Annotated in this window: 9 protein-coding genes and 2 pseudogenes; 4 read left to right on the top strand and 7 right to left on the bottom strand. The window is 42.0% G+C overall.

Annotation, left to right across the window (positions count from 1 at the left end):
• The first annotated feature begins 61 nt into the window (after window positions 1–61).
• Together QUA78_RS31625 and QUA78_RS31620 are read left to right on the top strand one after the other, a co-directional pair.
• A complete protein-coding gene (locus QUA78_RS31625) occupies window positions 62–559 on the top strand; it encodes a transposase (RefSeq protein WP_333307064.1) in 498 nt (165 codons plus the stop codon).
• A 118-nt stretch (window positions 560–677) separates the two neighbouring features.
• Window positions 678–1,370 carry a hypothetical protein gene (locus QUA78_RS31620; protein ID WP_445302423.1) on the top strand — a complete coding sequence of 231 codons (693 nt, stop codon included), beginning with the start codon at window positions 678–680 and terminating at the stop codon, window positions 1,368–1,370.
• Between the two features lie 12 nt (window positions 1,371–1,382).
• Here QUA78_RS31620 and QUA78_RS33030 read toward each other — a convergent pair whose 3' ends face one another.
• The 4 genes from QUA78_RS33030 to QUA78_RS31610 are packed head-to-tail and all read right to left on the bottom strand — an operon-like array spanning window position 1,383 to window position 2,167.
• Window positions 1,383–1,574: a transposase family protein gene (locus QUA78_RS33030; RefSeq protein ID WP_445302464.1), complete on the bottom strand. Its 192-nt coding sequence runs from the start codon at window positions 1,572–1,574 to the stop codon at window positions 1,383–1,385.
• Between the two features lie 22 nt (window positions 1,575–1,596).
• A complete protein-coding gene (locus QUA78_RS33025; RefSeq protein WP_445302424.1) occupies window positions 1,597–1,737 on the bottom strand; it encodes a hypothetical protein in 141 nt (46 codons plus the stop codon).
• Entirely contained in the window at window positions 1,734–1,928 is a 195-nt protein-coding gene (locus tag QUA78_RS31615; RefSeq protein WP_333307068.1) for a hypothetical protein, read from the bottom strand. Before QUA78_RS31615 ends, QUA78_RS33025 begins: the two co-directional genes overlap by 4 nt.
• Window positions 1,929–1,939: 11 nt before the next feature.
• Window positions 1,940–2,167 (bottom strand): transposase family protein, encoded by a 228-nt coding sequence (locus tag QUA78_RS31610; protein ID WP_333307069.1) that lies wholly within the window; start codon window positions 2,165–2,167, stop codon window positions 1,940–1,942.
• A gap of 229 nt (window positions 2,168–2,396) precedes the next feature.
• On the opposite strand from QUA78_RS31610, the gene QUA78_RS31605 reads away from it, so the two are divergent.
• Both QUA78_RS31605 and QUA78_RS31600 read left to right on the top strand, forming a co-directional pair.
• Window positions 2,397–2,615 carry a hypothetical protein gene (locus QUA78_RS31605; protein WP_333307070.1) on the top strand — a complete coding sequence of 73 codons (219 nt, stop codon included), beginning with the start codon at window positions 2,397–2,399 and terminating at the stop codon, window positions 2,613–2,615.
• Window positions 2,616–2,639: 24 nt separating this feature from the next.
• Window positions 2,640–2,819, top strand: a pseudogene (locus tag QUA78_RS31600) (ISAzo13-like element transposase-related protein); the annotation flags it as partial.
• Window positions 2,820–2,890: 71 nt separating this feature from the next.
• On the opposite strand, the pseudogene tnpC reads toward QUA78_RS31600, so the two are convergent.
• The 3 genes and pseudogenes from tnpC to QUA78_RS31585 all read right to left on the bottom strand — a co-directional run.
• Window positions 2,891–3,816: pseudogene (gene tnpC / locus QUA78_RS31595) on the bottom strand (IS66 family transposase); the annotation flags it as partial.
• A 765-nt stretch (window positions 3,817–4,581) separates the two neighbouring features.
• On the bottom strand, window positions 4,582–4,947 hold the full coding sequence (locus tag QUA78_RS31590) for a hypothetical protein (RefSeq protein ID WP_333399226.1): 366 nt from the start codon (window positions 4,945–4,947) through the stop codon (window positions 4,582–4,584).
• Between the two features lie 40 nt (window positions 4,948–4,987).
• Window positions 4,988–5,215: a hypothetical protein gene (locus tag QUA78_RS31585; protein ID WP_333399225.1), complete on the bottom strand. Its 228-nt coding sequence runs from the start codon at window positions 5,213–5,215 to the stop codon at window positions 4,988–4,990.
• Between the last annotated feature and the right edge of the window lie 180 nt (window positions 5,216–5,395).

Genomic DNA, 5,395 nt, shown 5'->3' with positions numbered 1-5,395 from the left:
CAGCAAAGAACTTACCGAATTGAGTTTCAAGCTACTACTGTAGTTTGGGCTCATTAAACTTTTGTCAGTCAATCAGCTTGAAGAGTTTCGTCAAGTAGCTTACAAATATTTAGGTAGAGCTAAAGATGCGACGTTTGAATTAACAGATGCCATATTGCTGACTCGCAATGTTTATTCCTTAGCAGATTTATCCTTATCACCAGTATTTAGACGCAAGTGGTCAAGTATTTATGAAGCGCTACAAGATAGTAGACCGCAGCGACAGAAATTGATGCAGCTATATATCAAACAGATACCAGCAGAGGGACGACCCTTGTTAGCAGGAGATCACACAAACTGGTCACGCCCGGATGCAGTAACGCTACAAGAGAGGACTTATGAACATAGTGGCACGTCCATAGCCGGAAATAAACCGATTACCGTTGGTCAAGGATACAGTACAATTGCTTGGATACCAGAGGATTCAGGTAGTTGGGCATTACCCTTGAGACATGAGCGCATAACCAGGCAGGGATTGCCCAATAGAGAAAGCAATTTGGCAACTAAAACAGGTGTGTGAACATTTCCCCGCCAGACCGATTTCGGTTTGGGACAGTGAGTATGGATGCGCGCCTTTTGTCTTAAAGACAGCTAACATTGCAGTCGATATTCTAGTCCGGTTGCGTTCAAATTTGTGTTTGTGGGGCGAACCAGGAGCTTATTCTGGCAAGGGCTGTCCCAGAAAACATGGTGATAAATTCAAGTTGAATGAACCAAAAACATGGGGTGAAGCAGCATCTGTCTTCGAGGTAGACGATCCGAAACTAAAACGGGTACGGGTTAGCCTTTGGAAAAATCTGCATTTCCGTAAAGCGGCGACACGCCCGATGTCCATGATCAGAGTTGAACGTATTGACGAACAAGGTAATCAACGAGTATCGAAACCTTTATGGTTAGCTTGGGTAGGAGAAGAAATGCCACCAATAGAAGAAGTTTGGCGACTTTACTTGCGTCGCTTTACCATTGACCACTGGTATCGTTTTTTAAAGCAACGCCTACATTGGACTGTACCAAAGCTGAGTACCCCTAAGCAATGTGAGCGCTGGAGTGATTTGATGCCTCTGATGACTTGGGAGTTGTGGTTAGCCCGTGATCTTGTTGCGGATAACCCTTTACCTTGGCAAAAGTCATCAGACAAAATGACCCCTGGAAGGGTTGCCCAGGCGATGGGAAGCATTTTTGCAGTGATTGGTACTCCAGCCCAACCACCCAAACCTCGCGGAAAGTCTCCAGGCTGGAAGACTGATCAACCACGTAAACGTAGAATTCGCTACCCCATAGTTAAAAAAACTACAACCAAGCCCCGCAAAGAGCAATCAGAATCTGCTTAGGAATGTAGATTTTCAGATCTGAAGTCTGTTTATTTTCAACTCAGCTTTGCTGAGTCTTTTCTTGCTGCCTAGTCTAAACTCCAGTATATGAACATGCTCAACAACAATTCTTTCTTTTGCTAATCTCTTATTGAATTGCTTTTGCTCTTTACTTAAAGGCTTTTTCTTAGTCTTTTTGATGGGAGTTCGGCTGTGAGGATGAATCTTGTCAATCCCCTGATCTCCCTTATCTGCTAATAGTTCTGTCTTTTTTCCGGTAGTCTATCTGACTTTCTTTCCAGATTCTAAAATCGTGTACCTTCCCTTTCCTGACTGCGATACAGATAATTTCTTTCGTTTTTTGATTTACCAATACTTGTGATTTCACTGTATGGCACTTTTGCTTGCCACTGTAATATCTCTTCTGTTTTTTTTTGGTCTTTCTACCTCATGTTCTGCAACATCCACCGCTAGTAATTCTGTCTCTGAATCTATCTCTTTTGCTTTTTTCTTACCGCCCACATTAAATAATCCTGACTTAATTAATATATTTTCAACCTTTCTGATATTTCTGAGCACATTTGTTTCATCTAATCCCAGCTTACTCCTATATGAAAATGAGTGCGATACTCCCGCCAGTACTCTAAGGTCATTAACACTTGATCCTCAATGCTTAATTTACTCGGTCTGCCGCTCTTTTTTGCTAAAACTTTTTCCGCCGCCACTACTTTTACCATTTGCTCAAATGTTGCTGGAGTGACACCACATAAACGTTTGAACTCTGTAGGCTCTAGATTCTTAACTTGTTTGTAACTCATTTTAGATTAGTTGAATTTCTATCTATTTTACAACTCTCTCAGACTTTCGCAGGAGGTCTAATGAAAAAAGTGTGAGATTACAATTTTCACTCCTACAGAGATCAACTCACAACGGATTTTTCTACTTAACTATTCTAATTTACTTTTAAATCCATGTCTTATTCTAATTCAATTGAGTCAGAAATGAAAAAAAATTATAAATCCTTATCAGAAAAAGATAAAAGAAGGTATGCAGAAGAAAGAATCTCAAAAATTAGGATGGGGTGGAATTAGCTATGTAATGCAACTTTTGGGATGCAGTCGAAACACCATCGTCAAGGGAATAGAAGATTTAGAAAAAATGGACTCAGAGACACTAAAGAGTTCCAGGCTCAGAAAGAAAGGAGGGGGAAGAAAAAGTATTCTGTCTACTCAAATCGGCATTGATGCAGCATTTTTAGAAGTTTGAAAAAATCACACAGCCGGAGACCCAATGAATGAATTAATCAAATGGACTAATTTGACGCATAAAGAAATAGCTTCTGGACTACGAGCGGCAGGTTTTACCATTAGTCTCCCCTTAGTTGCCCAACTATTAAAAAAGCATGGGTATGTGAAACGAAAAGCTCAAAAAAAACAAACAATAGGAGTTAATAAGAATCGGGATGCTCAATTTAAAAACATTGCTCGACTTCATGCAGAGTATAGAGAATCCAGCAATGCTATTATTAGTTTTGTAAGGATTCAGGTCTCAATTAGAGGAATTAAAGAAGGAGTCTGCACAGCCGAGTCAACCATTGCTTTTAGAGCTTGGTCAAAAAACTCGGCGGACAGAACGTCCTTGATGGCGACAAGTTTGTATAACCGTCAATAAATTGGCAGTATCTTGAAACCGTTCCATAGACCGGGAACCTCCACTAATTTTTCTTTTTGTGACGGCTAAACGTAACGTTCGTTCTGCTAAATTATTATCAGGCGGTATCTCTGGATGGTCTAAAAAATACCACCCGGAGATCAGCTTTCTTCCTCAAGGAGCGTAAAAGTTTCCCGGCTTCCCCTCCGGCTCTCTCTATCCATGAATTAATCGTAGATTCAACTTTTGGTTTAAACTGGGATGTCCAACTCAAGAATTCATCAAGGTTTTGGGTTTGTTGGCATAAAGCATAGTTTTTAAAACCCTCATCTATCAGGCTAATAAATTTTGCTCCAATCTCCTGGTTATTTAAGCCAGGAACCTGGATTAGTTTCTTGAAGTGACGGCGTAAATGCGCCAGACATTTTTGTTGGGCCTTGACAGGATAACCATTATAGGCGCTATAGTCATCTGAACTCAGTACACCTTCGTAGCAAGAACCCAAAATAGATTCTAATTCCGCGCGAGAGCGAGTATCAGCAGCATGAAATAAAGCGAAGTTGGTATTGGCAAAAATCCATAACCATTCTTTGACCCCTTTGACGGCCCTTGGCGTTTCATCCGCATGGATATTGGGCTGGGTTTTTTTGACCCACTGTTTGAGCTGGTCAATACTTTGAGTCACTGCGCCATTTATTCTTTCATTGGTCGCTACTAAAGTTCCCACTCCTATTTCTATTTTTCCCAGTTCCCACAACAGTTCTTGTTGTTTTTCGTAGGATAATTGTCCGTAATTATTTATCCATCCTAAAAAACTGTAGTTTAGACTAAAAAATCAGTGCAGCTAAAAGTAGCAGCCTTTTAGCAGAAGGCAAGCTGTTGCTCAACAACTCAAGAGGTAGAAGATTAAACAGCTAATCTTGAAGACTTTTTCCGTCGAGAAACGCGTTTTTTAACAGTGGGATAGCACGGTGCCAAGCGTACGTACCTTTCCTTTTTCCCAACCAGGGGATTTTCCCCTATGTTTAGGCACTGTAGCGGGAGTACCAATGTCAACTAAAACCGACAACATTGATTGGGCAACACGTCCAGGAGTTAAATTAATCGTAGCAGATTGCCCCTTGGAAGTCGATTTTCCAGAACTAAATCCCTAGCCAGCCAGAGTTGCCAACTCATCAATGGCATTAAATCGCTCCAGCGCTCACATTGTTCGGGAGTTCTCAAGTTAGGCAATGTCCAATGTAATCGTTGCTTAACAAATCTATACCAATGATCGACTCCAAAGCGTCGTAAATACTTAAACCAGACTGTTTCGCTTGGGTAGAGTTCGTTCTCCCACCCAAGCCAACCACAAGGGTGGAAACGGCTGACCGTTTGACATGGGCTTCATTCTTTCCACGAGGATTAAATTTACTCTCTGTTCAGGCGCACGATAAAAATGTAAGTCAAGCCATTGCCTGACTCGGACTTGCCCCAACTCTCTTTTGTTCGTCAATTTCAATCACAGCATCCGCTTTACCGCCATGTGGTTTGGTCACCCGGCCTCATTTTTTGCCCGTGCTTGCGTGGTTTGCCGCGACCACTATATGCTGGTGGTGCTGACCACTTTCCAGGCATTCTTTCGGAGTCGCATTAAGCAATCAGCTTGAATGGAAGCTGGCGCTAGTACCCAACAAGCATTGCCATATTCTCTATCTAAAACTGCTAAGACTGGATTGATGCTCTGTTCACAAACAAGTTTAAGTTGAGAAGCTGCTTGAAGTATGGGTGAAGACCCACTACTAATTCTTTCATGGAGTAGGGGTAATGCCCAACTTCCTTGAGCTTCAGGTATCCAGGCAATTGTACTGTACCCCTGTCCCATAATTACGCCCCCCTGATATTCATGGGTTCTGTCTTTTAAGGTTTTAGCGTCCGGTCTCCCCCATACAGTATGATCGATCGCCACTAATATATGTTCTGTTGCGGGTACTTGCTGTTCTAATTGCTCAAGGGTACAACTCCATCAGTTTTTTTCGGTCTGGTCTACAGTCTTGTAAGGCTTCATAGATACTTGACCATTGTCGATTGAATAGCGGGCTGAGTAAAAATTCTGCTAAACATGACGCATTTCTGGTGGTCATCACTGCATCCATCAGCTCGAAAGTGGCATCTTTCCCTCGCACCAATAATTCGTATGCTGCTTGACGAAAGTCCTTTAATCGTTCACTGTTCATTGAGGGAGTGGATAGGTTTTATTTTTCACCCTCATTCTCTCCCGGCGCGGTGGCTCAAGTCCTGCTTTTGCCACCCTTCTCTCTTTTTTAGTCTAAACTCCAGTCATTATCCATAGCTGCCCGTTTCATTTTTTGTCTAAGACTACGTTTGTAAGTAGGTTCGCAGTTGAGGGCATTCAG

This window comes from Microcoleus sp. K4-B3 (assembly GCF_036704615.1).
Taxonomy (GTDB): Bacteria; Cyanobacteriota; Cyanobacteriia; order Cyanobacteriales; family Microcoleaceae; genus Microcoleus.
This window is presented reverse-complemented; position numbering and strand designations above follow the sequence as displayed.

Excerpts from the sequence above, each read along its gene's own strand:
- QUA78_RS31610 (WP_333307069.1), bottom strand. The coding sequence starts at position 2,167 with ATGAGTTACAAACAAGTTAAGAATCTAGAGCCTACAGAGTTCAAACGT.
- QUA78_RS31605 (WP_333307070.1), top strand. The coding sequence starts at position 2,397 with ATGCAGAAGAAAGAATCTCAAAAATTAGGATGGGGTGGAATTAGCTAT.
- QUA78_RS31585 (WP_333399225.1), bottom strand. The coding sequence starts at position 5,215 with ATGAACAGTGAACGATTAAAGGACTTTCGTCAAGCAGCATACGAATTA.